We start from the raw sequence: 25,119 nt of genomic DNA on the forward strand, positions 1-25,119 counted from the left end.
GCGACGACGTCGAGGACACGCGTGGAGCCGGCCAACCCGCCGGCCGAGCCGATGGACAGCACGCAGCGGGGCGAATAGCGGCACAGCGCCCAGCCGAGGGCGCCGGCGGTGGCCGCCAGGCCGACGCCCGTGCGCAAGGCGAGTATCCTGCCGTTCGATGTGTGCACGAGCCACCCGAACCCGAGCGGCGCGGAGATCTTCTGGGTTTTGCGCGCGCTTCCGGCCAGTGGCACCCCGCCGTCGCCCACCCGCTCCGCCTGATCCGCGTCGTCGGCCGCGGCGGCGTCACGGCCGTCCAGGATTTTCAGGAACGGCTGGATTTCGACGTCCTGCGCCGCTACGACGATGGCGTTGATCGCGCTCATTGCGACACGTCACCCCATTCGCCTTCGCGCTCCAGCATTCTGCGCACCGCCTCCTGCGCTCCCGTCAGGCTGTGGTTCGCCCCCCAGCCGCACTGCACTTCGTTGGCGGCGGGCACGCAGACGGCGTCCAGGATGTCCCGGAAGGTGCGGGAGACGAGGCCGATCGCCCCCTCGACGTCGGGCTCGCCCGCCAGGATGAGGTAGAAGCCGGTCTGGCACCCCATCGGCGAGAAGTCGACGACGTTCGCCGAATGGTTGCGGGCGTACTCGGCGAACGAATGCTCGATCGAGTGGACGGCCGGCATCTCCAGATGCTCCCGGTTCGGCTGGCAGAAGCGGACGTCGTACTTCGTCAAGACATCCCCGTGGGGCAGCCGCTTGACGTCGGCCACCCGGACGTAGGGCGCTTTGACGAACCGGTGGTCCAGATTGAAGGACTCGACGTTCATGCGCGCATGGGATTCTGACACGGAGCCTCCTTCCGTCGGTCCCGGCGCCTCGCCAGGACAGAGCGTATTTCGTTACGTAACCGTAAGCGGCATTATTATGCCGCACATCCGCGCCCACCGGGCTCGGCATTCCGGCATGCGAAAAATCCGGTGCGCCGAGCGGCAGCGACGGCGGGGCCCGTCGAGCCGAAACGCCCCGGAGGGCAGAACGCCCACCCGGCTGTGAGCCCGAACCCGATGCGGGGCGGCCGGTCGGCTCAGAGCCGCTTGCGCTGACAGTCGGGGCAGTAGCCACGGTAGGTCACTTCGGCCTCGTCGATGACATAGCCGTGGTCCTCGGCCGCCTGAAGGCACGGCACCGAGCCGACGGCGCAGGGGACGTCTTCGATCCTGCCGCAGCCGCGGCAGACGAGATGATGGTGGTTGTCGTGGAGGTGGACCTCGTAGAGCGTCAGAGCCCCCGAGCAGCGAACCTCGCGCAACAGCCCCGCGTCGGTCAGCGCGTGGACGATGTCGTAGATCGCCTGGGTGGAGACCGAGCCGATGATGTCGAGCACGCCCTGGCGCAGCTGTTCGACGCTCGAATGCCCCCCGTCGCGGGCGACCTTCATGAGGGCCACTCGCGGTCCGGTGACGCGGAGCCCCGCACTGCGCAGAACCTGGGCGTAATCGGTTGCCATCGCCATTCCTCCCTGCCCATTCGAACCACTGACGGAAACCGGATGCCATAAAGCATAGGCCACCGGCGGGCGGCGACGCCCGGCATGCGCACGGGGATCTTCAGCCCGCACGCGCACCCGGCCCGGACGGCGGTCGAACGCCCGGCGCAGACGCTCCCCGCCGCCCGACCGCGGCTAGAATGCAGGAGTCCCCGCGCCGGGAAGCGCTTCGATCCCACCGCGCGCCATCGTCCGCGAATCCCGCTGTGCGACGTGCCGTCGGCCCGCGAATCGTCCCCATAGGCAACCGAGGAGAACGATGAGACCTCTTCCAGACATACCGGAGCCATTCCGCGCCGCGGCAGCCTCTCCGATCGGGGCGGCGACGTCCCCGATCGCGCCGACCGAGGAAGCCGGCGCCCCGGCGTGCACCGGCGCCGTCGGCCGCGGCTCTCCGATCGGCGCGGCCGCCGTCATCTCCGGGCAGGTGCCCGCCCGGCACGCCCCGCGCCCGCTGTCGGTCCGCGACGTCTTCCGCGTGGGCATTGGCCCGTCGTCCTCGCACACGGTCGGCCCCATGCGCGCGGGACGCCACTTCGCCACCTGCCTGGCCGAAGCCCTGACCGGGCAGCCGTCCGGCGACGACGCGGACGCCGCACTGGCCGGGATAGGACGCCTCGTCGTCGACCTCATGGGATCGCTCGGGGCCACCGGCAAGGGGCACTCGACTGACCGGGCGGTGATGTTGGGCCTGGCCGGCCACCGTCCGGAAAGCGTGCCGATCGGCGTCGTCGACTCGATCATGGACGACGTCGAAGCAACCGGCGTCCTGCCGGTGCCCGGCGTCGGCGAGGTCCGCTTCCTGCCCGGACGCGACATCCGCTTCCTGCCGGGCAGGGTCCTGCCCTTCCACGTCAACGCGCTGACGATCGCCGCCTACGCCGAAACCGGCGAAACGCTGTGCGAGAAGACCTACTACTCGGTCGGCGGAGGATTCGTCATGGTCGAGTGCGGCGATCCCGAAGGCCGGTCACAGGTCCGCGCGCTCGCCTCCTCCGACGGCGAGGCCAGCGCGACCCCCGCTCCCTACCCCTACGCCCGGGCCGACCAGCTACTCGAGACGTGCGAGCGGGCGGGGCTGCGGATTTCCGACGTGGTGATGGCCAACGAATGCGCCGTCCAGTCGGAGGAGGCCGTCAACGCCGCACTCGACGCAATTGCCGAGGCCATGCGAGAGTGCATCGACGCCGGATGCAGCGCCGACGGCGTCCTGCCCGGCGGTCTGCGCGTCCAGCGACGGGCGCGGCGGCTGCTGGCCGAGCTGGAGGCCCGAGCCGCCTCCGCCCGCTCCGCGGGAGCCGACGCGGCCGGCGACCCCATGGCCGGCGACCCCATGGCCGGAATGGACTGGGTCAACCTGTACGCGCTTGCGGTCAACGAGGAGAACGCCGCGGGACACCGCGTTGTCACCGCGCCGACGAACGGCGCCGCCGGAGTCGTCCCCGCCGTCTTCGCCTACTATCGCAGGTTCATGTGCGCAGACCGCGAGGGGGTGCGGCGCTTCCTGCTCGCCGCGGCCGCGATCGGCGGCCTGATCAAGGCGAACGCCTCGATCGCCGGAGCCGAGGTCGGCTGCCAGGGCGAGGTGGGCTCGGCCAGTGCCATGGCGGCCGCCGGGCTGGCCGAGGTGATGGGCGGGCGTCCGCGCCAGGTGGAGAACGCCGCCGAGATCGCCATGGAGCACTCCCTCGGGCTCACGTGCGACCCGGTGGGCGGGCTCGTGCAGATCCCGTGCATCGAACGCAACGCGCTCGCGGCCGTCAAGGCCGTCAATGCGGCGCGCATGGCCATGTGGGGGGACGGAAGGCATGCGGTTTCCTTCGACGCCGTCATAGAGACGATGCGCCAGACCGGGCGCGACATGCTCTCCAAGTACAAGGAGACGAGCCTGGGAGGCCTCGCCGTCTGCGTGGTCGAATGCTGAGCGCGGAGGGGCCGGCCTCGTCGATCCTTGAGTGCGAGGAGGCCGCTACTCCCTCCCGTCCAGCCTGGTGACTGTGAGACGACGGCCCGGTGCTGGGTGCCTCGCGTTCGCCGTCGCGCGGGTCCGGCCGGCCCCTCACCGCGCCAGCACGTGGTGCCGGCCGATCGGCATGACCATCGGCTCGCCGGACACGGGGTCGGGTGCGACCAGGCTCTCCAGGCCGAAGACCTCGCGCACCAGTTCCGGGGTGACGACCTCGCCGGGGGCTCCGACCGCGCGGATCCGCCCGCCCTGCATCGCAACGAGGACGTCGGCGTAGCGCGCGGCGAGGTTCAGGTCGTGGAGGACCATGACGATCGTCGTCCCGCGGGAGGCGTTGAGGTCGGTCAGCAGATCGAGCACCTCCACCTGGTGGGACACGTCCAGGAAGGTCGTCGGCTCGTCGAGGAGCAGGATGTCCGTCTCCTGGGCTAGGGCCATCGCGATCCACACCCGTTGGCGCTGGCCTCCCGAGAGCTCGTCGACGCACCGCTCGGCCAGGTCGGCGGTCGAGGTCGCCGCCAGCGCCTCGTCGACGGCCTCGTAGTCGTGCGCCGTCCACCTGCCCAGAAGCCCCTGGTGCGGATGCCGCCCGCGGCCGACGAGGTCCGCGACGGCGATGCCCTCGGGGGCGACCGGACTCTGGGGGAGGAGCCCGAGCATCCGCGCGGTCTGCCTGGACGGACGCTCCTGGATGGCCTTCCCGTCGAGGACGATCGCGCCCTCCTCGGGCGCGAGCAGCCGGGCGAAGGCCCGCAGCAGGGTGGACTTGCCGCAGCCGTTGCCGCCGACGATCACCGTGATCCTGCCATCGGAGACGTCCAGGTCGAGCGACTCGACGACGACGTGCTCGCCGTAGGCGAGGGTCACGGATTGCGCGGAGAGTTCATGGGTCATAGCGAGCTTCCCTGACGGTTGGACCTGACGAGCAGGTAGATGAGGTAGGGGGCGCCCAGCACTCCCGTGATGACGCCGACCGGGTAGCAGGCGGCGAAGAAATGCTGGCCGCAGTAGTCCGACGCGAGGACCAGGGCGGCCCCGACCAGCGCCGAAGGCACGAGCGGGGAGGCGCCCGGGCCGGTCATGCGCGCGGCGATGGGGCCCGCCATGAAGGCGACGAAGGCGATGGGGCCGCACGCCGAGGTCGCCACGGCGACCAGGGCGACCGCGCACAGGATCGTCGTCATCCGCGTCGCGTGGACGGCGATCCCCAGGCCGGAGGCCGTCTCGTCGCCCAGGCGCATCGTATTGAGGTTCCGGCCCTCGGCGAGCAGGACGGGCAGGAGGACGGCGCAGGCGAGGGCCAAAGGCCCGGCCACCTTCCACGTCGCCGAGTTCAGGCTCCCCGTCAGCCAACGGCTGGCCGTCTGCATGTCCCACATGGAGGCCTTCGAGAGCACGTAGGTCACCGCCGAGCTGAGGACGGAGGATATCCCGATGCCGACGAGGATGAGCCGAGTGCCGGCGAAGCCTCCCCGATAGGACAGGAGGTAGATGGCGACCGCCGTGGTGAGCGCCCCCGCCAGCGCCACGAGGGCGACCGCCGACTGGTCCAGATGCCAGACGAGGATCGCCGTCACGCCGAAGGCCGAGGCGCCCGCGTTGATCCCGATGACGTCGGGGGAGGCGAGCTGGTTGCGCAGCATCGTCTGGAAGACGACGCCGCCCGCGCCGTAGGCGACGCCCGCCAGGAGGCCGAGGGTGGCCCGCGGCAGGCGGTCCTCGCCGATGATGAAGGCGGCGTCCTGCGAGGGCGTGCCGGTCAGGAGGGCGATCAGCTCGCCCGGACCGAACGCTTTGCCGTCGCCGGTGAGGATCGAGGCCAGGTAGAGGGCGAGGACGACGGCGGTCAGCCCGGTGCAGACGGCGGCGCGCCGCAGGATGCGACGGCGCCGTCCGGCCCGGATGCCGGCGCCTGCTCGGGCGTCCATGTCGGCTTGGGTGTCCTCGTTCGCCTGGGCGTCCGCGGCCTCGCCGGTCCAGACGCCCGGCCGAACGCCCGCCGCCCCGGCGCCCTCCGCGCCTCTTCCGTTTCCCTGCGCGTTGCGGTCGCTCATAGCTCGCGGACTTTCTGCCTGCGGACGATCCATACGAAGAACGGAGCGCCGATGAACGGAGTGACGATGCCGACGTCGATCTGCTCGGAGTCGACCAGGACCCGCCCCACCAGGTCGGCGCCCACGAGGAGGCAGGCCCCGACCAGCGCGGACAGCGGCAGGAGCCAGCGGTGGTCGACCCCCGCCGCAAGCCGGCAGACATGCGGCACGACGAGGCCCACGAACCCTATCGGCCCGGCCGCCGCGACCGCCGCACCGCACAAGACGACGGCCCCGAGGGAGGCGACGGCGCGCGTGCGCCTGACGTTCTCGCCCAAGCCGGTGGCGACGTCGTCGCCCAGGGCGAGCGAGTTCATGCCGCGGGCCGACGCCAGGCAGACGAAGGCGCCGGCCGCGAGGACGGGCGCGACGGCTCCGATGCTCTCCCACGAGGCGCCGCCCACGCCGCCGATCTGCCAGGCGCGGAAAGTCTCCATGACCCTGGCGCGGGGCAGGACGATCGCGCTGACCAGCGAGGCGAAGGCGGCGGAGCTCGCCGCGCCCGCCAGCGCCAGCTTGAGCGGCGTCGCCCCGCCCCGCCCGAGGGATCCGACCGTGTAGACGAAAACGGCCGCGACGGCCGAGCCCGCGATCGAGATCGCCATCGTCAGGGACGGATCCCCCACGTCGAAGAAGGCGAGCCCGATGACGACCGCGAGGGCGGCGCCGTTGGACACCCCGAGGATCCCCGGGTCGGCCAGCGGGTTGCGGGTGACGGCCTGCATGGCCGTGCCCGAGACGGCCAGGGCCGCGCCGATCAGCGCTGCCAGGACCGTGCGGGGCAGTCGCCTGTACAGCACGGCGCGGGTGATCTGCTCGGCTCGGTCCCGAGGCTCGCCGAGGAATGCGTCGAAGACCTCGGCCAGGGGGATGCGTCGGGTCCCGAAGGCCACCGACGCCGCGCACAGCGCCACCAGCAGCGCGATCCCCGCGGCCAGCCACGCCATGCGCGCCGCAGCCGCACGCCGCCGTGGGGCGGAGTCAGTCGTGCTGGCCACCGGTCACTTCAGAGAGTCGGCCAGCACGTCGTAGTACTTGTTCAGCCCCCACGGTATGGACAGAGGGGACGGATTCGCGGCGGCCGCCAGCGGGTTGCTGTAGCCCAGGACGGCGATGCGCCCCTTCTTGACCGCGGGCATCTGGGAGATGAGCTCGTCCTTCTTGAGCTTCCCGGCGATCTTCGCGTTGTCCTTCTCGGGGCCGTACGTGAGGAAGACGTCGACGTCGTCGAAGCGCTCGATCTTCTCAGTGCTGACCTCCACGAAGAACTGGTCGGTCTTCTTCGTCTCCTCGGCGACGATCTTGGGCACGCCGAACCCGTTTCGGGCCAGGAATCCGGCCCTCGAGTCGTGCGTCGTGTAGAAGCCGATCTTCGAGAAGTCCCCCTTGGTCCCCGTCGAACCGAACAGGACCTTCTTGCCTTTGAGCGAGGGATGGGCGTTGAGCGCGTCGTCGCTGTGCTTCTTGAGGTCCTTGATGAGCTGCTCGCCCTGGGCCGGCATGCCGATGGCTTTCGAGTTCATGCGGATCATGCACTCCATGGACGTCCCCCACGCCCTCTCTGGGTAGGCCACGACGGGCGCGATCTTCGACAGTTTGTCGTACTGCTCCTGGGTCAGGCCCGAATACGAGGCGAGGATGACGTCGGGCTTCGTCTTGAACACCTCCGTGTCGGGCACGCCGTCGGTCTCGTCGAAGAGCGCCGGGGTCTGGGCGCCGAGGGCCGTGAGCTTCTCTCGGACCCAGGGCATCACGCCGTCGCCGTCGTCGTCGCCCCACGTCGCCTTCGACATCCCCACGGGGGCGACGCCGAGGGCGAGCGGGACTTCGTGATTCGCCCAGGCCACCGTCGCGATCCGAGTCGGCTTGGCCGGGATCGTCGTGGTGCCGTAGGCGTGTTCGATCTTCATGGGATAGGAGGCGTCGCCGCTCGGCGCATCGCAGGACGCCGAGGCTTTGCCGACTTTGGGCTGGGCGGTCGCCTTTCCGCCCGCGGACTTGCCGGATGCGGCGCTCGCGGACTGGGAGGAGGTCGATGCCGACGACGTCGAGTCGCCGGAGGAACAGGCGGTCAGGCTCATGGCGGCGACGGCCGCCGCGGCCAGAGATGCACGGATTGTACGCAAGGTGCTCCCTTCGGTGCGTTACTGGGAGAACGCGTCTAGTACGGTAACGCGTTCCTTACACTACTGGCCCGTAGAGGGGAGGTCCATGGTTCGTCGGACGCCGGCGGGCGGTTAGTCGAAACGTTCGTCCGGCACGGCGCCGACCGGTCATCCGTGCAGACTCCTGCGGAAGCCGAAGCGAGGAAGCCGAGGGGAGATGCGCGCAGCGCGGGAGCGGGCCGGATGAAGTTTTCGGTCCGCCGAAATATACTGGGCTCATGCGTAGACTCACAAGAAGACATCGGCGGGGCGGACGGGCCGGCGAAGGTGCCGGCCGAGTGCGGCTGTCCTGCGCGCTCCTCGCCCTGTTCCTCACGGCGGGATCGCTCGGCGCGTGTTCGAATTCGGGCCGGGCCGGCGGCAAGCCCCTGGTTCTGACGACCTTCACCGTTGTGAAGGACATGGCGCAGGCGATCGCGGGAGACCGCCTGCAGGTCGAATCCATCACCAGCCCCGATGAGGAGATCCACGACTTCCAGCCCAGCCCCGAGGACGTCCGGCGCGGCGCCAAGGCGGACCTCATAGTCGACAACGGGCTCGGCCTGGAAAGGTGGATCACCAAGCTGACGGCCAACTCCAAGGCCAAGCGCGTCACGCTGTCCGACGGCGTGACCCCCATTCCCATCGCCTCGGGAGGCCACGCGGGAGAACCCAACCCCCACGCGTGGATGAGCCCGCGCGAAGGCAAGAAGTACGTCGACAACCTCGTCAAAGCCTTCTCCGCCCTGGACCGCGAGCACGCCGCCGAGTTCAAGGCCAACGGCGAGGCCTACAAGGCCAAACTCGACGCCATCTCCAACGAGATGACGGCCACCCTCGCCTCCGTCCCCCGCGAGAAGCGCGCGCTCGTGACGTGCGAAGGGGCGTTCAGCTACCTCGCTCGCGATTTCGGGCTGGAGGAACGCTACCTGTGGGCCGTCAACGCGGAAGGCGCCCTGACCCCCAAGGGCGTGGCCGAAGTCGAGAACTTCGTGAAATCCCGCAAGATCCCCGCGGTGTTCTGCGAGTCCACGGTGGAGGGGAAGATGAAGCCCATCGTCGAGTCCACCGACGCCGTCTACGGCGGCACGCTGTACGTCGACTCGCTGTCGAAGGCCGGCGGCCCCGTCCCCTCCTATCTCGACCTCCTCCGCTACGATTCGCAGAAGATCGCCCGGGGTCTGGCGCGGAAAGGCTCGTGACATGGGCCGGGACGCGAGTGAAGAGGAAGAAGCCGACGCCGTCTCCCTCCGGCGGCGGCTCGGCACGGCGCGAGACGGCGGGGGCGACGCCGGATTCCCTCGTGGCGAGGACAGGGGCGGCGATGCCGGCATCGCCCTGCGAGTCGACGGCATGCGCGCCTCCTACGGAAGGGTGCGCGCCCTGACGGGAGTGAGCTTCGCCGTGGAGCGGGGCCGCATTTGCGGCCTCGTCGGCACGAACGGCTCGGGCAAGTCCACCCTCATCAAGGCCATCATGGGCGCGGTGCACTCGACGGGCGACGTCCGGCTCCTCGGCATAGATCCGACGTCGGCCCGCCGTCGCGGCCTGGTCGGGTACGTCCCGCAGAACGAAGGGGTCGACTGGGATTTCCCCATCGCCGTGGAGGACGTCGTCGCCATGGGACGGTACGGAGGCCTCGGTCCGGCCAGGCGGCTGAAGGCCGAGGACCGGGCCGCCGTCGACGTCGCCATCGAACTCGTTGACCTCCTCGATCTGCGCCGTCGCCCGGTGGGGGCTCTGTCGGGAGGCCAGCGCAAACGCGTGTTCATCGCACGTGCGATCGCCCAGGGAGCCAGGCTCTTCCTCCTGGATGAGCCCTTCGCGGGAGTCGACAAGCCGAGCGAAGCGCTCATCACAGGCCTGCTCCGCGAACTCGCCGCCGAAGGGGCGACGATGCTCGTTGCCACCCACGATCTGTCGGGTCTGCCGAGCCTGTGCGACGAGGTGCTTCTGCTCCAGCGCGAAGTCGTCTTCCACGGCTCTGTGGCCGAAGCCCTCGAGCCCGAGGTCCTGGGACGAGCCTTCGGCCTCGTCTCGCCGGCTTCGGACGGCGCCTCGGGCGATCCACCACCTCGTGCGATGACGTCCGCCCCCGCGATGACGCGCCCTCCGGCCGGCGCGAAAAACCCCACGGCAGAGCGGACGCCCGCTGCGGCATACGCCTCGGAGGCGGTGCGGGAGGAGGCCGACCATGCCTGACCTCTGGTCTCTCTTCGGCGAGATGTGGACGTACCCGTTCATGGTGCGCGGCATCGCGGTCACGCTCGTGGCGGGGATCGCGTGCGCAATCGTCAGCTGCTGGCTCGTCCTCATCGGCTGGTCGCTCATGGGCGACGCACTCTCGCACGCCATCCTCCCCGGCGTCGTCATCGCCTACCTCCTCGGCCTGCCCTTCTCCATAGGGGCGATGGCCGCGGCTCTCCTCGTCGTAGGGATGATCTTCGCGGTCCGGGGGACATCCCGCGTCAAATCGGATGCGAGCATGGGCATCGTCTTCACGACCATGTTCGCCACGGGCCTCGTGATCGTCTCGAAGAACCCCACGAACATCGACATGCAGCACGTGCTCTTCGGAGACCTCCTGGGCATCACCCAGGCCGACATGTGGCAGGTACTCGTCCTCGCCCCGCTCGCCGCGGCGGTCCTGCTGTTCAAGAGACGCGACGTCACGGCCTACGCCTTCGACCCGGGCCACCTCCGCGCCATCGGCCTGTCGCCCAGACGCATTTCGGGCATCCTCGTCGTGTGCCTGGCGCTCACCGTCGTCAGCGCCATGCAGGCCGTGGGGGCGATTCTCATCGTCACCCTGCTCGTCACCCCCGGGGCGACCGCATATCTGCTGACGAGCCGCTTCTCCCGCATGCTCGTCGTGGCGCCGGCGCTCTCCGCGGCGACGACGATCACCGGGATCTACGTATCCTACTGGTTCGACACGGCCTCGGGCGCAACCGTCGTGACGGTGGGAGGCATCGTCTTCCTCGCCGTGTGGGCGCTCTCCCCGCACGGGCTTCGCGGGTACCTCTCGCGATGGCGCCAGGATGGAGCGGAGGACGCCGGTTAGCGTTCCGCCAAGGGGCCGACGTCGCCGAGGCGGGCGGCCAGGCGATCGTGCGGCACGAGGCCCATCCCCGGCCCGTCGTCCCCGGCTGGAGGACCGGATGCGCGGCGGCTTCGGCGCCGGCGCGGCGACTGTCCGCCACGTGGGAGAACCTGGTCCCGTCCATTGGGGTGCAGGTAGGATTCCGGTATATCCGGCGGTCCCCGATCGGACTACCCACTACTCTCGAAGGGTGACGGAGCTATGGCAGACAACAACGAATTCGACCGGAACAACATTTTCGGCAAAGGCGAGGAGAACACCGCCTACGCCCAGTATTTCACCGGCGCCTCCTACGTCAATCCTCTGACGGAACCGGGCCACGCTCCGGTCTTCCTCGCCAACGTGACGTTCGAGCCGGGATGCCGCAACAACTGGCACATCCACCACGCCGCCCGGGGCGGCGGGCAGATCCTCATCTGCATCGCGGGAAGCGGCTGGCACCAGCAGAAAGGCCAGCCCCCGCGAAGCCTGAACCCCGGCGACGTCGTCGTCATCCCCGCGGGCGCCAAGCATTGGCATGGCGCCAAGGCCGATTCGTGGTTCAGCCACATCGCCCTGGAGGTCCCCGGAGAGGAGACGCGCACCGAATGGCTGGAACCCGTCTCCGACGCCGAATACGCCGCACTGACAGAGGCCGACTCCTGACGGAGCCTGACCATGGGGCGAATCGAACTGACCGCGGAGAAATTCGCGGAGCTCTTCGGCGGCAAACCGGTCGTCGACGAAGGCGACGACCCGGAGTTCATGCGGATCCTCCAACGCTTCATCTTCGGCGAAGTCTTCTACACCGGCGATCTCGACGACCAGACCCGAGAACTCATAACCGTCTCGGTTCTGACAGCCAATCAGACGCTTCCCCAACTGACCGTCCACGTCCGGGCGGCGCTCGCGGCGGGGTGCACGCCCGTGGAAATCCGCGAGGCCGTCTACCAGTGCGCACCCCTCATCGGCTTCCCCAAGACGCTCAACGCCATCTCCGCGATGAACGAGGCGTTCAGGGGCAAGGGGATCGCCCTCCCCCTCCCCGCCCAGGGAACCGTCGCCGACGACGACCGACAGAGGATGGGCCGCTGCTTCCAAGAGCCGATCTACGGACGCGAACTCGCCAGGCAGTACTCCGATTTGCCCGGCGAGTTCGCCGAAGCGCTTCCCCGATTCGTCACCGAACTCACCTTCGGCGATTTCGCTTCGAGGAACGGTTTGGATCGCCGCCGACGCGAGCTGCTGACGTTCGTCGTGCTCGCAGCCCTCGGCGACGCGGAACCACAGGTGCGCAGTCATGCGGTCGGCGCCGTCAAGGCGGGCAACACCGTTGAAGGCCTCCTAGCGGCGCTCCTCCAGGCGATGCCCTATACCGGGGTTCCCCGCATCCTCAACGCGGTGAACGCCATCGCGCCGGTGCTCTCCGATGTCTCCTGAGGCCTCTGTCTCCGTCTTTTGAGGCCCCTACCTTTTCAAGGTTCCTCTTCCCGTTCCCTTTGAGGCAGCTGTGCCCCCGAACCGGGGACGCGCCGGCCAGTCCTGTTGCGCATCTCACATACCGAGGGTAAGCTGTTTTCCGCCGTGAATGTGTGGAATCTCATGCTCACCCTAAGGAGAATCTATGCGCACCCATTCGTCTCGGCTCTGTCTGTCCTGCATCGTGGCAGCGGCGGTCAGTTGCCTTGGTTTTTCCCCGGCGCAGTCACAGGCGCCCGCACGCGGCTTCGCCTCGGAGAGCAGCCTGCTCGGAGCATCATCTCCCGTTGCCGCCCTGTCGCACGGCAGGGAGGCTGCGGGCGCCGTCGCCACTGCAGGCGTTCGGCCGATGCACCCCATATGCGACCGGCCGGAGGGGATGGGTCTCTACCTCTCCCAGACGGAGCTCACGATCGCCAGCGGAGGAAGCGGCACCCTGACGTCTCTCCCCTGTGGACTCGGTTTCGATTTGACCACGAAGTGGAAGAGCTCGAGCCCGCTCGTCACCGTCAAACCCGTCGACGCCCGCGGAGAGCAGGCCACGCTCAAAGCGGGGAAGGGCACGGGAGACGCGGTCATCACGGCGTCCATAGACAAGGTCGACAAGATTTACACCGCTTCGGCGACGATCAAGGTCCGCCCGGCCGACGCTTCGGGTTTCGTTTTCGACGGATCCGGCGGTCTCGTGGCATACGGCGGTACGGCAAAGGACGTGAGGATCCCCGCCGGAGTGACGTCGATCCACAAGAACGCCTTCCTCGGGGCGAACGTCGAGAGGATCCACGTGCCAGCCTCCGTGACATCCATCGGCGACTCGGCCTTCGCCAATGCGAAGAAGTTGACAACGGTCACCTTCGAAGACACTGACGCCAATCCGAGCAGATTGACGAGCATCGGCTCCCGCCTGATCGAGGGAGACTCGAACTTCGATTCTATGAAGTTGCCCCGTTCGCTCACGAAGATCCCAGCGAGCGCCTTCGCGAACACCGGAGCCAAGGAAATCTCCCTTCCTTCGGGGGTGACGGACATCCCCGAAGGCGCCTTCGCCGACTCCCCGCGGCTTACGAAGGTGAAGCTGTCCGACGGCGTTACGCGCATCGGCCCCAGAGCCTTCGAATCCGACCGCGCGCTGTCCGCGTTCGCGCGCATCGGCTCCGGAGAGAAGGAGCTGGGCGCCGGCCTGCCCTCCAAACTCGCCGAAATCAAGGAAGGCGCCTTCGCCTCGAGCGGCATCAGGGACATATCTCTGCCCTCGAGCGTCACATCCATTGATAACGGAGTCTGGCGCTGGTCGAAGCTCAAGAAGATCACCCTCAACGAGGGGCTCAAGCGCCTGGGCTCCTATGTCTTCGGGGAGTCCGACGTCGAGGATCTCACCATTCCCGATTCCGTCCAGACGGTCGGCTTTCACGCCTTCGTGGATATGCCATCTCTCAAGCGTGTTCGCATAGGCGACAATGTGGGAGCGGATCTTCTTCTTCAGGCCTTTAACGATACTCCGAAGCTCACTGAAATACATGTTAAGAACAGTTCAGTCAACTATACAAGCGTTGAAGGAGTTTTGTTCGATAAGAAGAAAACTAAGCTGATCGCATTTCCTGCTATGCGTAAACAGGGATTCAATACTTATACGGTACCTGAAGGCGTCACTGAAATTTCTGCTTACGCATTTGAAAAAGCAAAGATAACGAAAGTTACTTTTCCCGCTACGTTAAAACATATACGCGAATATGCATTCGCGAAAACGACTCTTACCGACTTAACTCTCCCAAATAGTTTCGAAACTATAGGAGATAGTGCTTTTTACGAGATTTCATCCTTAAAAAGCGTTGATTTGGGTGGAACTATAAAGATAGGTTCCTCTGCATTCTACCATGCCGATCATTTGACACAGGTGAACTTGCGTCCTGACCTCGGCCGCCTCACTGTGATCGAAGGCAATGGTTTCTTCGGTGTACCGCTTACCACACTCACGATTCCCGATTCCGTGACCGAACTTGGCTATCTTGCTTTCGGATATAGTAGAAAACTCACGAAAGTCCACATCGGCGCCGGAATGAGAACCTTCGATCTGGAAGCTTTCGATGACGATGACGGCTACGGTCGTTTTCCGCTAACTTTTAGAGAACTCACCGTATCGGCGGCCAATCCTGTCTATTCAGCCGATCGTAACTCGCTGTACGCAAAGCGTAATGACGGGTTGCATCTTATCAGATCTTACAACAGCGCTACGGCATCCGAATACTCTGTCCGAAAGGGAACCGTGCAAGTCGACGAGAAAGCCTTCAGCGGCCATAAGAAACTCGTGAAGATCATTCTTCCAGAGGGACTCAAGCGTGTTGGGCAGCAAGCCTTCTATCGCTCGAATTCTCTGGTCAATGTGAACTTTCCCGAAAGCCTCGAATACGTCGACGGTTATATTTCAAGCTTTTTCCGCGAAGTTGAGTTCGGTACGCACATCCGTGAAATTGCCTATAATTCTTTTTTCGATGGGATGCCCGAACGCATAATCGTGCGTGGTGGAATCAACGGAAAGTTCACTGATTCATCTGCATCCCTTGACAAGCCTGGAAAGCAGAAATCCGCTTATTTCGGAGAGGGCATGACCAACGTCGTCTACGAAAACGGAGATCTCCCGAAGATCATGGTCCTGCCGTCCACCCTGAAGGAATTCCGGCTGCGGCCATGGACTACCGACCTGAGTATGAAGGACGTCTACATTGCGGCGGCGCCCGGGACTGCGGCATGGAATCTCGTCTCCGGGCAGATGTCCAAAATAGGCATGGATCCGGCGAGACAGCTGCACTCCTATACGCCCCTCAAGGCGGTCTTGCGCAACGCGGACAAACTCGTGCGCGGCTCGAAGTCCCCTGTGACGGTCGAGGTCTCGGGCGGTGTGAACGGCCGACGGCAGGCGCGCATCCTCGCGGTCTCACCGAACGGGAAGACCTCCGTGTTGCACGACTGGACGGACGCCTCACAGCTGCCGTCCGCCACGGCGTCTGCGCGCACAACCGCGGTGAACGGCGGAAGGGCCGCCATCGCCCGGAAGGCGTCGCTCAAACTGGCGGACGGCCCGACTGCGCCGAGCGGAGCGGCCTCACCGAGTAATGCGGTCTCACCGAGTGACACGGCAGCGCCCAGTGGGACGAGCTCGTCGCAGGCTTCGTCGAATCCTTCGACGCCGAGCGGGAGCCCCTCCGGCAAACCCACCGGACAGTCGCCTGCACCGAGTGAGACCCCCACAGGAGGGGTCACTCAGCAGAGCCCGAGCCCCAGCGAGGCTTCCCCTTCGCCCTCCCCCTCCTCCGCGGACACCCCGGCGTCTCCCCAAGACCAGGGAACCGGCGATCCCGCCTACGGATTCACAGCCGAGATAACGGTGCCCGCCGATGGCTCGAGCCTGAAACTCGAGGTCCGCGACGAAACCGGGTACACCGTGCGCACGGACGTCACCGGCGTTCCCGCTCCCAAGCCCTCGACTCCGAACTCGCCCACGCCCTCGGCTCCTACGCCGTCGGCGTCTCCGACTCCGACGGCGCCCCGAACTTCGGCGCCGTCGCCGGTGCCCACGAGCCAGCCGACCGCTCAGCCGGGCCCCTCGCAGCAGGTGCTTCCCGGACCTTCGCCGTCGTCCACTGGTCGAGCGGATGGACCCTCCGCATCCGGCCGAGCTGCCGCCTCTGCGGGCCCGGCTGCCCCCGTGCAGACGTATGCTGTCCAGGGTCGGCAGGCCGAGGCGAAGCGTACGGCGAGCGCTGGGAGGCCAACCGAGCGTCCGGCCAGAGAAGGCCGTCTCGTCAAAAGCGGTGCGACCGTGAAGACGATGGCGGCTCTCGCAGCGCTTCTCCTCGGCGGTGGACTGGCATTGCGCAGGCGTGCGCGGAACGCGAACTGAAAAATGGGTACACGTCTTTCCCGGCTTTGGCTGGCCTGCATCGTAACGGTCGTCGGCAGCTGCTTCGGATTCGCCCCAGCGCGATCGCACGTATCCGCCCAGCACAGGGCCTTCGCCGGCGAGGCGGCGGCCGCGGCGGCTTCCACCGCTCGCGGCCACGCGTCCGCCGTGAGGGCGAACCCAACCGCGGTTTCCGCGCAGAGCATTCGAGAGGGTCGAATGAAGTCTCCCAGCGGGAAGCCGACCGTCAACCTGTCCACCACAAGGCTAGCCATCGCCAGTGGAAGCAGCGATACGCTGACGGCCCGCCTCTCGCGTTCATTGAGGCGGGCGAAGTTGACGTGGACGAGTTCCAACCCGATCGTCACCGTCAAGCCCATCACCGCCAAGGGCGACCAGGTCAGGCTCGAAGCCAAGAACGCCTCCGGTGACGCGACCGTTACGGCGGCCGCGACGTCGGGCAGCTGGACGTACACCGCCTCTGCCCTCATCAGAGTGCGTCCGGGCGATGCCGGGGGCTTCATCGTCGATTCCGGCGTTCTCCTCGGATACAAGGGGTCCTCGCCGGACGTGAGGATTCCCGGCGGTGTGACGGCGATCGACGGAAACGCCTTCTTCCTGCGGAACGTGGAGAGGATCCACGTCCCCGCTTCCGTTTCATCGATCGGCGACCAGGCATTCGCCAAAGCTCCGAATTTGAAGGAGATCGCTTTCGAGGACACCGACGTCAATCCGAGTAGGCTGGCGAGCGTCGGTTCCTCCGTGGTATCCGAAGATCGGAAGCTCATGTCGTTGACGTTGCCTCGCTCCGTCACCAAGATCGCACCGGGGGCTTTTCAAAGCTGCTCGATGCGGGAGATCTCCCTCCCGGCGGGGCTGACCGAGATCCCCGACGACGCTTTTCGCCACTGCGCAAAACTGGCGAAGGTGACGCTGTCGGACAGCGTGACGCGCATCGGCCAAAGGGCTTTCAAGTCGAATGGGGAACTGTCCGACTTCACGCTCATTGGCCGCGGAGGAAAGAGAGCAGGCGTCGGCCTGCCGTCCAAGCTGACCGAGATCGGAGCCGGGGCGTTCTCTGGTACCGCTTTCACGGAGTTCTCCCTGCCGAAGGGAGTGATCTCCGTCGGCGACGGCTTCTTGAGCGGCTCGAAGGTCGAAAAAATCACCCTCAACGAAGGTCTCAAGCACGTGGGGGCTAGAGCGTTCGTGCTGACTCCAGTGGAGGAGATCGACATTCCCGACTCCGTCCAGACGATCGCTTCGGAGGCTTTCTCGCATGCTACATCCTTGAAGCGGATTCTCATAGGGAAGAACGTCCGCGCGGATATCCTCGTGGGGGCTTTCGTCAGTACGCCGAAGCTCTCCGAGATACAGGTCAAGGACGACGCCCTCAACTACACCAGTGTCGACGGAGTGCTGTACAACAAGGACAAGACGAAGCTCATCGCCTTCCCGGCCGCGTGGAAACGGGGTGTCAGTTCCTATTCGATACCCGAAGGCGTCAGAGAAATCTCTAATAAGGCTTTTCACGAAGTGAAAATTATGAACGTCTCCTTTCCTTCGACATTAAAACGTATAGGGAATGAAGCATTCCGATTAACGGCTCTAACATCGGTAAATCTTCCTAAAGGTGTCGAAACAGTAGAGATGTGGGCTTTCAGCGCCATATCGAGTCTTGTGAGCGTGGATCTCGGCGGAACGATTACGGTGGGCACCATGGCCTTCAGTCATAATGGCAAGCTCACATATGTGAATATGCGTCCTGAGCTTGGAAGACTCACAACTATCAAAGACTACGGTTTCGGACGGACATCTATAGTTGACCTCGTCATCCCCGACTCTGTCACGAGCATCGAAGAGCACGCCTTTTGGTCCAATGACAAATTAAAGAAAGTTCATATTGGAGCTAAGTTGACGTCTTTGGGTCAAAATGTATTTTACCATACTCGTAATCTCAAAAATCTCACGGTTTCCGCTGTTAATTCCGTATTTTTCGTGTACGGTAATGTCCTTTATACGAAGCGTGCTGATGGGTTGCATCTGACTCTTTCTCCGAGCGGGAACTCTTCGATCGAGTATGCGGTTCGGCGGGGAACTGTGCAGATCGACAGGGGAGCCTTCAGCGAGAACGCGAAGTTGGCGAAGGTCGTTCTGCCCGAGGGGCTTAAGCGCATTGAGGGAGACGCCTTCTACGGTGCGTCCGCGCTGACAGAAGTGAAATTCCCTCAAAGCCTCGAGTACGTCGACGGCTTCGCGTCTACCGGTTTGCGCGAGGTTGAGTTCGGCACGAACATCCGTGAGATCGCCCAAGATTGCTTTTCCGGGACGATGCCCGTACGCCTCATCGTGCGCCGCGGCATCGACGGAAGATTCACCGACTCGACTAATTTCCGCAGCGGCGAGCCGAAATCCGCTTATTTCGGCGAAGGTATGACGTCCGTGTCCTACGTGTACGGCGTTTTCCCGGAATACTTGGTTCTGCCGTCCACCCTGAAGGAATTCCGACTGGATGGCGCTAGCGGGACCGGCACCGGCAAGGTGAAAGTCTACGTGGCGGCGACGCCCGGGTCCGCGGCGTGGAATCTCGTCTCCGGGCAGATGTCCAAAGCAGGCATGGATCCGGCGAGGCAGCTGCACTCCTATACGCCCCTCAAGGCGGTCTTGCGCAACGCGGACAAACTCGTGCGCGGCTCGAAGTCCCCTGTGACGGTCGAGGTCTCAGGCGGCGTGGAGGGTCGGCGGCAGGCGCGCATCCTCGCGGTCTCACCGAACGGGAAGACCTCCGTGCTGCACGACTGGACGGACGCCTCACAGCTGCCCGGAACCAAAGCGCCGACAACCGCAGGCAGAACAACGGCGGCTCCCTCTGAAGTGCCCACGCCTGCCGACTCCCAGGCGTCCACACCCGCCGGTGGTCCGACGCCTTCGGCAGATCCGAAAGGCGGAAACGGCTCCGCTTACGGATTCACGGCCGAGATAACGGTGCCCGCCGACGGCTCGGCCCTTCGGCTCGAGGCGCGCGACGAAACCGGCTACACGTTTCGAACCCAGTAGATTCGCGCCGTCCCAGTCGGGCGATGGCTGTCGCGGTCTGTGATCGAGCGGAGCCAATGTCGACAGAACGGCCGGTTCAACAAAAGCGGCGAAAACTCCGCACCGGGAGTCGTCTCGACCAGTGCGGAGCCTCGGCGCGCTCGAAGGGATTCGAACCCCCAACCTTCTGATCCGAAACTCGCCGGCACCGTACTGGACCTCGACGCCTACCGAGCCGTGCACCAGCTGAAATACGTGAGTTAGGTCTATGCACGATTCCTGTGCATAGACCTAACTCTTCATGCCCCCAATGACCCCATTCCCCCTATTGTGCCCATTATTCCCGATGAGCGCAATACCGTCATTACCCCCAATGCCGTCGTTGACGGCACACCTACACCGACAGAAGGAGGCGCGATGATCATCGCGATCTGCAACCAGAAAGGCGGCGTCGGTAAGACGGCCGTCGCCACCGAACTAGCCCGGCACCTGACCTTGGAAGGCCGCAAGGTCCTCCTCGTCGACATGGATCCGCAGGCCAGCGCCACATCGATCCTGGGAGTCGACCGGACCGATGATGATGCCCCGACGATCTTCGATCTCCTCGGAACGGACCTGCCTGCTCGGCAGACGATCCTCGATGCCGCCCTTCCCGCTGCTACTGACTGGGGGCCGATTGCGTGCCTGCCGGCCGAGCGAGCCTTGGCCGACGTCGAGTCCGATTCGACCATCGGCCGGGAGATGAGATTGCGGCACATCCTCACGGAAATAGAAGACGCCTACGATGACGCCGTCATCGACTGCCCACCCGCACTCGGCGTCCTGACAGCCAACGCATTGGTGGCCGCCTCTCGGGCGCTCTTGGTCACCGAGCCCCGCGTTGAATCCGCCCAAGCGCTGGCGCAAGCCCTCCAGACGATCGCCAATGTCAAGGCCTACTACAATCCCAACCTCCTCCCCGCCGGAATCCTGATCAACCGGCTGCGAGGAGGCCGCAGGGACCAAGCCCAATGGGTCCAGCAGATCCGCGAGATCTACCGAGACCTCGTCCTAGAGGTCCAGATTCCCGAACGCGAGGCCCTCGCCCGAGGAGCATCCGACAGTATCCCCGTCGACCGAATTCCCGGAACGGCAGAAGTCGCCGAGCGCCTGGATAGCCTGGCCTGCACGCTCCTGAGAGGCCAGAAATGAAACGCTCCCTCAACGTGCCCGACAGTCTAGTCAAAGCGGCCACGACCAAGCGACGCAGCACCGATCCGGTCATCTCAGGCGCCTCCGCCTCTCGCGCGCCCCGAGCCAAACGCGGGAAAATCGCCGTCTATATGGACACTGACCAACTAGCCCGTGTCCGCGGCTGTTACGCCGCCCTTCCCGCCGCGCGCCGCCCACCATCCCTGTCCCAATGGATTGCCGGGCTCGTTCTCGACGAAGTTCAGAAAATCGAGGAGATATACGAAAGCACGCCACTGGAATCCGGACGCCTCAGGAAAGGAGCGCCATTCAAATCCTAGGATCAAAACGATTTTCACTAATCGTCAACAGGGGTAACGACGGTATTGCCGTCATTACCCCTATTGTTTTGACCCGACGTAAGGACTCGAGGAATGACACACGATTCCCTTTCGGACCTCTGGCTCGCGACCATGAAAAGCCGCGGCCTGGCTACCAGAACGATCGACGATCGCCGCCGAATCCTCACCAACTTCGCACGGACTCTCGGCATCAAGCCGGAGACCGCCGGGGAGGACGATGTAATCGAATGGCTCTCGCGCGACATCGCCCAATCCAGCCGCGAGCACTACTGGTCAACCCTCCGCGTATGGTTCGCCTGGCTACAAGACCGCGGCCTGATCGACGTCAGCCCGATAGCGGCGATCCGACGACCGCGCGTCCCACCAGCCCTGCCCAAGCCAGCCGCCAAAGAACATATTCGCCGCGTCCTGAACTCGAGTATCAGGCGAACGACTCGCACGAAGATCATCATGGCAGTCTATGCTGGGATGCGCGTCTCCGAAATCGCCGCCTTCCGCGGAGAATACCTCGACCAGATAGGCGAGAAGATCCGCATCCTCGGCAAAGGCGGCCGAGACGACGTACTCCCCGTCCACAGGGCAATCCTGGAGGAAGCATCCCTCTATCCGGCAGGCTACTGGTTCCCCTCTCCCGGCCAACCCGACGCCCACGTCAGCGGGAACTCGGTCAGCACTGTCATCTCCCGAGCCTTCAGACGGATCGGAGTACGAGTGACCGCGCACCAACTCCGACACCACTTCGCCACATCCCTGCTAGAGCACGGAATCGACAGCCGCATCGTCCAAACCCTCATGCGACATTCCTCCCTAGCCACTACAGGCCGCTACCTCAAAGTTCTAGAACGCCAACAACGCCACGCCCTGGATGCTCTCCACCTCATGTAAGATATGAGGTATACGTTCGGGCATCGCACTGAGCTTTATATGGTGCGATGCCCGAACGGCATTGTATTAGAGGCAAGAATGCGTTTTTTGGGCTATAATTGTCAACATGTTGATTGCTCACGTGGACGAATCCTACTCAAAAGAACAGAATCACTACTTTATTGGTGCGGCTGTCGCAGAACAAACCGAATGGGAGGAATTAGATCATAGATATGATAATTTGAGAAAAAATTTTTCAGAACTCTACGATTTGTCATTAAACATCGAATTTCATGGTCATGAAATGATGGGGGGCGCACATCAATGGAAGAAAATGCGTGGTAGACACCGAGAAATAGCCAATTTGTATAAGCAAGTCCTCAAAGCAAGTGCCGATCTTAATATATTTTTCTTATTCAAAGGTATGGATGTCAGGCGTCAGAAAGAAAGATATTATAATCCATATCCACCTTATTTAGTAACAATGACATATTTGCTTGAATCAATAGATGAAGAAGCTAGTAAATTATCAGAAGAAGAATGTATTGTTATTGCAGATGTCAATAGTCTTCAAGATAAGCTTCAAGAAAGATTCAACGATTATAAAAAGATTGGAACGTTCGGATATAAGCATAGTACGCTTACTAATTTATCTTCACCTTTGAATTTCGCCGATTCCTCGAGAGTAAACGGATTACAGCTAATAGACACAGCATTATACATTTACCAGCGGTGTCAGATTCCACCCAATAATGAACATACTAAAGCAAAAAAGACACGTAAAAATCTCTGGCAGATAATAAAACCGCAAGTCGCCTCTGAAAACATTTGGCGGCCCTAATAACGGAGGCCCCTGAGAAAGGGGCCTCCGGCTGGCAACGTTCGGAATACCCGCCCGTTGTGTCTCCAGTATGGCAAATGGGAGTCCTCCAGTCAAGCCCCGGCTGGCCGCGGCATTCCTCTTCGCGATGCCCCGGCTCCGACTTGTATTGTCCGGTGAGAGGACATACAATAAGGTTCGAGAGGGCGTGGGCCCCGGTCGAAAAGACAACACGATGAGCGTTATTTTGTTGCGACGTGTAAAGACCAGAGTTTTCGCCTCCCTCAGTTTATAAAACAACAGTTCCTCAACATGGTTTTTGAGGATAACTAAATAGAAAGGTATTGCTAAATGTATACTGGTGCAGATATCGACATGTGGATTTTGGTTGATGAGAAAGGATTGAATGGTGATGATATCAAAGAATGCAAAGTTCTGGGCCTGCGCCATGTTCGGGCGGCCGGTGTGTGGGCGATCCGCGCTTCGGCCCAGGACGCCGAAACTGTCCGCGCCCAGCTGGCCGAAGTGGAGATCGTCTCCCGGGTGTGCGAGGCGATGAGCCCGGCGACATTCCGGTCCATTCGCTCTATGATGGGGATCTCCCACGAAGAGCTCGCTACCCGGTTCGAGGTGACTACTCGTACGATCCGTCGATGGGAATCCGGACGCTTCGCCCTGCCCTACGACGTGGATGCCACTTTTCGGCGGCGATGGGAGGGATTCATCGACCAAATCCGCCAACGCAGTGATAACGTCGACTTGTCCCGATCCGGTCAAGCAGTCCTTCATATCTATTCAGACGGACAGGCTCATTATATCACAGAGGGTCCGGAGAGTACATGGGCTGAGCATACCGCTTTCACCCAGTCCCTCATGTTTGCCTTAGCCCTGAGAGGTATCCCCTGCCGGATCGAATGGACTGAAGAAATGTTAAATGATTAATTTATATTGGTTTAGTGTTTGAGTAATCAAAAATAATTTAATGAATTCGAACATATTTATATGAAGTAGATCACATATCTTACCGCTTTCGTTTTCGAAAGCGGTAAGATATACTTGTATTATCAGGCAGGAGGGAAATACCCACTAGCCAGAAAGAAGGAAATCATCATGGACCAACTACTTGAGACCTTTAAACTGGGCGACGACGGGGAGAAGACAAAGTTTCTGCGCTGTGCCACCGCTGAAGACGCCAAACAACAGATTCGCTGGGCGTTAGAAGGTAGTGTCGGAGAGTACGATATAGACGCCATCTTCGATGAGGTGTTCGACTACGACGACGGCTACGACGAGGAGACCAACGCATGCTGTCTCAGCTCGGCGGGCTTTTACGACACGACGTCCGGCCCGGAGGAGTTCTGGCAGATCGTCCTTAATCATCAGCTGCCTGACAACTGACCTCTGAGCGAGGGATGCGCGGTTTGTTGTTTTCTCCCCGCCTAGGCGGGGAGAAAACAACAAAAAAGAGTAGAATGGAAATGAGAGATACGATGTCGAATGGGACGATAGTTGAAAATGCACCGACTAAACCATATTATATTGCTAAAGCTCGGCATTTTCTGCGTCGCCACGGGCTGGATCCGGACAAATTCGAACCTTTGGCGGCGTGGGCTCAGAGACAGCGACAAGCTGATTTGGATGGTGATAAAGAAGCTCATCGTTGGGCTTTAATTATCGATAAAAATGTTCAAATTCAAGCTCGAGCTTTTAATGTTCATAGAAGTGATCCGATCGTATATCGGATATACCAAGAACAAGAGACTTCTGCCTTGCCTGGCACCTATACGCCCGACGACATAGCCATGGCCCGTTTCCACGCCCAGGCAGGCAAAAAACACTACCTGCTGGTCACCTTCGCCGACCTGTGTCAGGGCCAAGCCGTGTCAGATGACCAGGGCCCGGCCATGAGTCCGGCCATCTTCGCCGGCTGGCGGCACTTGGTTGGGCGGACCACCGCCCAACTGGGCCGGGAGATGGGCGTGACCGAGCAGACCATCCGCAACTGGGAGACCGGCAAATACCCCGTCCCTCACGCCGCCGCGGTTTTTATGGAAGGCCACGTCGTACGCTTCCGCTCCCAGCTGCAGTCTGCCATTGCCGGTGCCGACGCCGGCCAAACTCTTCGTCTTCGCCGCAAAGCACCCGGCCACATCGGCCTTGCCGCCGCTCTGCTCAACGTCCGGCCCTCCGCCGCCATCACCTGGGAATCGAGCGACGATTAATAATTGCCGGAAGATAATTCTCCTGCGGCCATCTGACCTCGTGCCAGTGGCGCGACGTCACTTGCCGCGCAAGCTCATAGTTGCTAGACTAGAAGCCGATACACTTAGGTGTGTATCGTGTACCCCGCTTCTGCGGGGATGACCCGGCATGTAGGGTTGATATATAGTGCACCCCGCGGTCGCGGGGATATGTGGTGGGGCCCCAACCTCTGAGAGGTTGGGGCCCCACCACAGTTATCGTTCGGGCAGATACCCACCTTCCAATTGCGCTTGTCGAGACTCCTTGGACGAAGCCGGTTTTGGTAGAGTGCCTATCACTCTCCGAATGAAAACCTGACATTCGGAGAACTCAGGTGACGAGCGCGAACGTCACCCGGGTACGGTGCTCCCGGCCGAATCGGCCGGGAGCACCGTCTGTTGTGAGTGATTTCTGTCTCAGGGATCGGTTAT

General features: G+C 63.4%; 21 protein-coding genes. 14 read left to right on the forward strand and 7 right to left on the reverse strand.

Going from position 1 to position 25,119, the window contains the following annotated elements; all coding sequences use genetic code 11:
- The 3 genes from HMPREF0043_RS11325 to HMPREF0043_RS00500 all read right to left on the reverse strand — a co-directional run.
- Positions 1-365: phosphorylase family protein (locus HMPREF0043_RS11325; protein WP_021600768.1), on the reverse strand; the 365-nt coding region annotated here is incomplete at its 3' end.
- Positions 362-814 (reverse strand): S-ribosylhomocysteine lyase, encoded by a 453-nt coding sequence (locus tag HMPREF0043_RS00495; RefSeq protein WP_021600769.1) that lies wholly within the window; start codon positions 812-814, stop codon positions 362-364. The genes HMPREF0043_RS11325 and HMPREF0043_RS00495, both read right to left, overlap by 4 nt.
- A 257-nt stretch (positions 815-1,071) precedes the next feature.
- Positions 1,072-1,494, reverse strand: a complete 423-nt coding sequence (locus HMPREF0043_RS00500; protein WP_040317448.1) for a Fur family transcriptional regulator — start codon at positions 1,492-1,494, stop codon at positions 1,072-1,074.
- A gap of 298 nt (positions 1,495-1,792) precedes the next feature.
- On the opposite strand from HMPREF0043_RS00500, the gene HMPREF0043_RS00505 reads away from it, so the two are divergent.
- A complete protein-coding gene (locus HMPREF0043_RS00505; protein ID WP_021600772.1) occupies positions 1,793-3,457 on the forward strand; it encodes an L-serine ammonia-lyase in 1,665 nt (554 codons plus the stop codon).
- Between the two features lie 135 nt (positions 3,458-3,592).
- Here the strand turns inward: HMPREF0043_RS00505 and HMPREF0043_RS00510 are convergent, their stop codons facing one another.
- From HMPREF0043_RS00510 to HMPREF0043_RS00525, 4 genes are read right to left on the reverse strand one after another with little or no spacing between them, the layout of a single operon-like run.
- Entirely contained in the window at positions 3,593-4,393 is an 801-nt protein-coding gene (locus HMPREF0043_RS00510; protein ID WP_021600773.1) for an ABC transporter ATP-binding protein, read from the reverse strand.
- On the reverse strand, positions 4,390-5,553 hold the full coding sequence (locus HMPREF0043_RS00515) for a FecCD family ABC transporter permease (protein ID WP_021600774.1): 1,164 nt from the start codon (positions 5,551-5,553) through the stop codon (positions 4,390-4,392). Before HMPREF0043_RS00515 ends, HMPREF0043_RS00510 begins: the two co-directional genes overlap by 4 nt.
- Positions 5,550-6,590, reverse strand: coding sequence for a FecCD family ABC transporter permease (locus HMPREF0043_RS00520; RefSeq protein ID WP_040317449.1), 1,041 nt, complete (start codon positions 6,588-6,590; stop codon positions 5,550-5,552). The genes HMPREF0043_RS00515 and HMPREF0043_RS00520 overlap by 4 nt, the downstream gene beginning before the upstream one ends.
- Before the next feature lie 3 nt (positions 6,591-6,593).
- The gene (locus HMPREF0043_RS00525) at positions 6,594-7,718 is read right to left on the reverse strand and encodes an iron-siderophore ABC transporter substrate-binding protein (RefSeq protein WP_040317450.1); all 1,125 of its coding nucleotides are present in this window, start codon (positions 7,716-7,718) and stop codon (positions 6,594-6,596) included.
- 317 nt (positions 7,719-8,035) lie between these two features.
- Here HMPREF0043_RS00525 and HMPREF0043_RS00530 point away from each other — a divergent pair, with 317 nt between their 5' ends.
- The 13 genes from HMPREF0043_RS00530 to HMPREF0043_RS10880 all read left to right on the forward strand — a co-directional run bounded on the left by HMPREF0043_RS00530 (position 8,036) and on the right by HMPREF0043_RS10880 (position 24,669).
- Entirely contained in the window at positions 8,036-8,938 is a 903-nt protein-coding gene (locus HMPREF0043_RS00530; RefSeq protein ID WP_021600778.1) for a metal ABC transporter substrate-binding protein, read from the forward strand.
- 1 nt (position 8,939) lies between these two features.
- On the forward strand, positions 8,940-9,938 hold the full coding sequence (locus HMPREF0043_RS00535; protein WP_021600779.1) for a metal ABC transporter ATP-binding protein: 999 nt from the start codon (positions 8,940-8,942) through the stop codon (positions 9,936-9,938).
- Positions 9,931-10,800 (forward strand): metal ABC transporter permease, encoded by an 870-nt coding sequence (locus HMPREF0043_RS00540; protein ID WP_021600780.1) that lies wholly within the window; start codon positions 9,931-9,933, stop codon positions 10,798-10,800. Before HMPREF0043_RS00535 ends, HMPREF0043_RS00540 begins: the two co-directional genes overlap by 8 nt.
- A gap of 240 nt (positions 10,801-11,040) precedes the next feature.
- Entirely contained in the window at positions 11,041-11,484 is a 444-nt protein-coding gene (locus HMPREF0043_RS00545) for a cupin domain-containing protein (RefSeq protein ID WP_021600781.1), read from the forward strand.
- Between the two features lie 12 nt (positions 11,485-11,496).
- Complete coding sequence (locus HMPREF0043_RS00550) at positions 11,497-12,258, forward strand: carboxymuconolactone decarboxylase family protein (RefSeq protein ID WP_021600782.1); 762 nt, start codon at positions 11,497-11,499, stop codon at positions 12,256-12,258.
- 184 nt (positions 12,259-12,442) lie between these two features.
- Positions 12,443-16,195, forward strand: coding sequence for a leucine-rich repeat domain-containing protein (locus HMPREF0043_RS10440; RefSeq protein ID WP_084431884.1), 3,753 nt, complete (start codon positions 12,443-12,445; stop codon positions 16,193-16,195).
- A gap of 219 nt (positions 16,196-16,414) precedes the next feature.
- Positions 16,415-19,252 carry a leucine-rich repeat domain-containing protein gene (locus tag HMPREF0043_RS10010; RefSeq protein ID WP_021600785.1) on the forward strand — a complete coding sequence of 946 codons (2,838 nt, stop codon included), beginning with the start codon at positions 16,415-16,417 and terminating at the stop codon, positions 19,250-19,252.
- Positions 19,253-19,648: 396 nt separating this feature from the next.
- Positions 19,649-20,422, forward strand: a complete 774-nt coding sequence (locus HMPREF0043_RS00575) for a ParA family protein (RefSeq protein WP_021600787.1) — start codon at positions 19,649-19,651, stop codon at positions 20,420-20,422.
- 413 nt (positions 20,423-20,835) lie between these two features.
- On the forward strand, positions 20,836-21,648 hold the full coding sequence (locus HMPREF0043_RS00580; RefSeq protein WP_021600789.1) for a tyrosine-type recombinase/integrase: 813 nt from the start codon (positions 20,836-20,838) through the stop codon (positions 21,646-21,648).
- 106 nt (positions 21,649-21,754) lie between these two features.
- A complete protein-coding gene (locus HMPREF0043_RS10445) occupies positions 21,755-22,468 on the forward strand; it encodes a DUF3800 domain-containing protein (protein WP_084431887.1) in 714 nt (237 codons plus the stop codon).
- Between the two features lie 330 nt (positions 22,469-22,798).
- Positions 22,799-23,389, forward strand: a complete 591-nt coding sequence (locus HMPREF0043_RS00585) for a helix-turn-helix domain-containing protein (protein ID WP_021600791.1) — start codon at positions 22,799-22,801, stop codon at positions 23,387-23,389.
- Positions 23,390-23,557: 168 nt separating this feature from the next.
- Positions 23,558-23,845 carry a hypothetical protein gene (locus HMPREF0043_RS00590; protein WP_021600792.1) on the forward strand — a complete coding sequence of 96 codons (288 nt, stop codon included), beginning with the start codon at positions 23,558-23,560 and terminating at the stop codon, positions 23,843-23,845.
- Positions 23,846-23,859: 14 nt separating this feature from the next.
- A complete protein-coding gene (locus tag HMPREF0043_RS10880; RefSeq protein ID WP_232205957.1) occupies positions 23,860-24,669 on the forward strand; it encodes a hypothetical protein in 810 nt (269 codons plus the stop codon).
- The last annotated feature ends 450 nt before the right edge of the window (positions 24,670-25,119 follow it).

Origin of the sequence: Actinobaculum sp. oral taxon 183 str. F0552 (assembly GCF_000466165.1) — a bacterium.
Taxonomy (GTDB): domain Bacteria; phylum Actinomycetota; class Actinomycetes; order Actinomycetales; family Actinomycetaceae; genus Peptidiphaga.

What these genes read in the sequence shown, in the direction of transcription:
- HMPREF0043_RS00535 (WP_021600779.1), top strand. Translation starts at nt 8,940, where the DNA reads ATGGGCCGGGACGCGAGTGAAGAGGAAGAAGCCGACGCCGTCTCCCTC.
- HMPREF0043_RS00505 (WP_021600772.1), top strand. Translation starts at nt 1,793, where the DNA reads ATGAGACCTCTTCCAGACATACCGGAGCCATTCCGCGCCGCGGCAGCC.
- HMPREF0043_RS10445 (WP_084431887.1), top strand. Translation starts at nt 21,755, where the DNA reads ATGTTGATTGCTCACGTGGACGAATCCTACTCAAAAGAACAGAATCAC.
- HMPREF0043_RS00585 (WP_021600791.1), top strand. Translation starts at nt 22,799, where the DNA reads ATGTATACTGGTGCAGATATCGACATGTGGATTTTGGTTGATGAGAAA.
- HMPREF0043_RS00580 (WP_021600789.1), top strand. Translation starts at nt 20,836, where the DNA reads ATGACACACGATTCCCTTTCGGACCTCTGGCTCGCGACCATGAAAAGC.
- HMPREF0043_RS00590 (WP_021600792.1), top strand. Translation starts at nt 23,558, where the DNA reads ATGGACCAACTACTTGAGACCTTTAAACTGGGCGACGACGGGGAGAAG.
- HMPREF0043_RS00545 (WP_021600781.1), top strand. Translation starts at nt 11,041, where the DNA reads ATGGCAGACAACAACGAATTCGACCGGAACAACATTTTCGGCAAAGGC.
- HMPREF0043_RS00495 (WP_021600769.1), bottom strand. Translation starts at nt 814, where the DNA reads ATGAACGTCGAGTCCTTCAATCTGGACCACCGGTTCGTCAAAGCGCCC.
- HMPREF0043_RS00500 (WP_040317448.1), bottom strand. Translation starts at nt 1,494, where the DNA reads ATGGCAACCGATTACGCCCAGGTTCTGCGCAGTGCGGGGCTCCGCGTC.
- HMPREF0043_RS10010 (WP_021600785.1), top strand. Translation starts at nt 16,415, where the DNA reads ATGAAGTCTCCCAGCGGGAAGCCGACCGTCAACCTGTCCACCACAAGG.
- HMPREF0043_RS00575 (WP_021600787.1), top strand. Translation starts at nt 19,649, where the DNA reads ATGATCATCGCGATCTGCAACCAGAAAGGCGGCGTCGGTAAGACGGCC.
- HMPREF0043_RS10880 (WP_232205957.1), top strand. Translation starts at nt 23,860, where the DNA reads ATGCGCGGTTTGTTGTTTTCTCCCCGCCTAGGCGGGGAGAAAACAACA.
- HMPREF0043_RS00540 (WP_021600780.1), top strand. Translation starts at nt 9,931, where the DNA reads ATGCCTGACCTCTGGTCTCTCTTCGGCGAGATGTGGACGTACCCGTTC.
- HMPREF0043_RS00515 (WP_021600774.1), bottom strand. Translation starts at nt 5,553, where the DNA reads ATGAGCGACCGCAACGCGCAGGGAAACGGAAGAGGCGCGGAGGGCGCC.
- HMPREF0043_RS00550 (WP_021600782.1), top strand. Translation starts at nt 11,497, where the DNA reads ATGGGGCGAATCGAACTGACCGCGGAGAAATTCGCGGAGCTCTTCGGC.
- HMPREF0043_RS10440 (WP_084431884.1), top strand. Translation starts at nt 12,443, where the DNA reads ATGCGCACCCATTCGTCTCGGCTCTGTCTGTCCTGCATCGTGGCAGCG.
- HMPREF0043_RS00510 (WP_021600773.1), bottom strand. Translation starts at nt 4,393, where the DNA reads ATGACCCATGAACTCTCCGCGCAATCCGTGACCCTCGCCTACGGCGAG.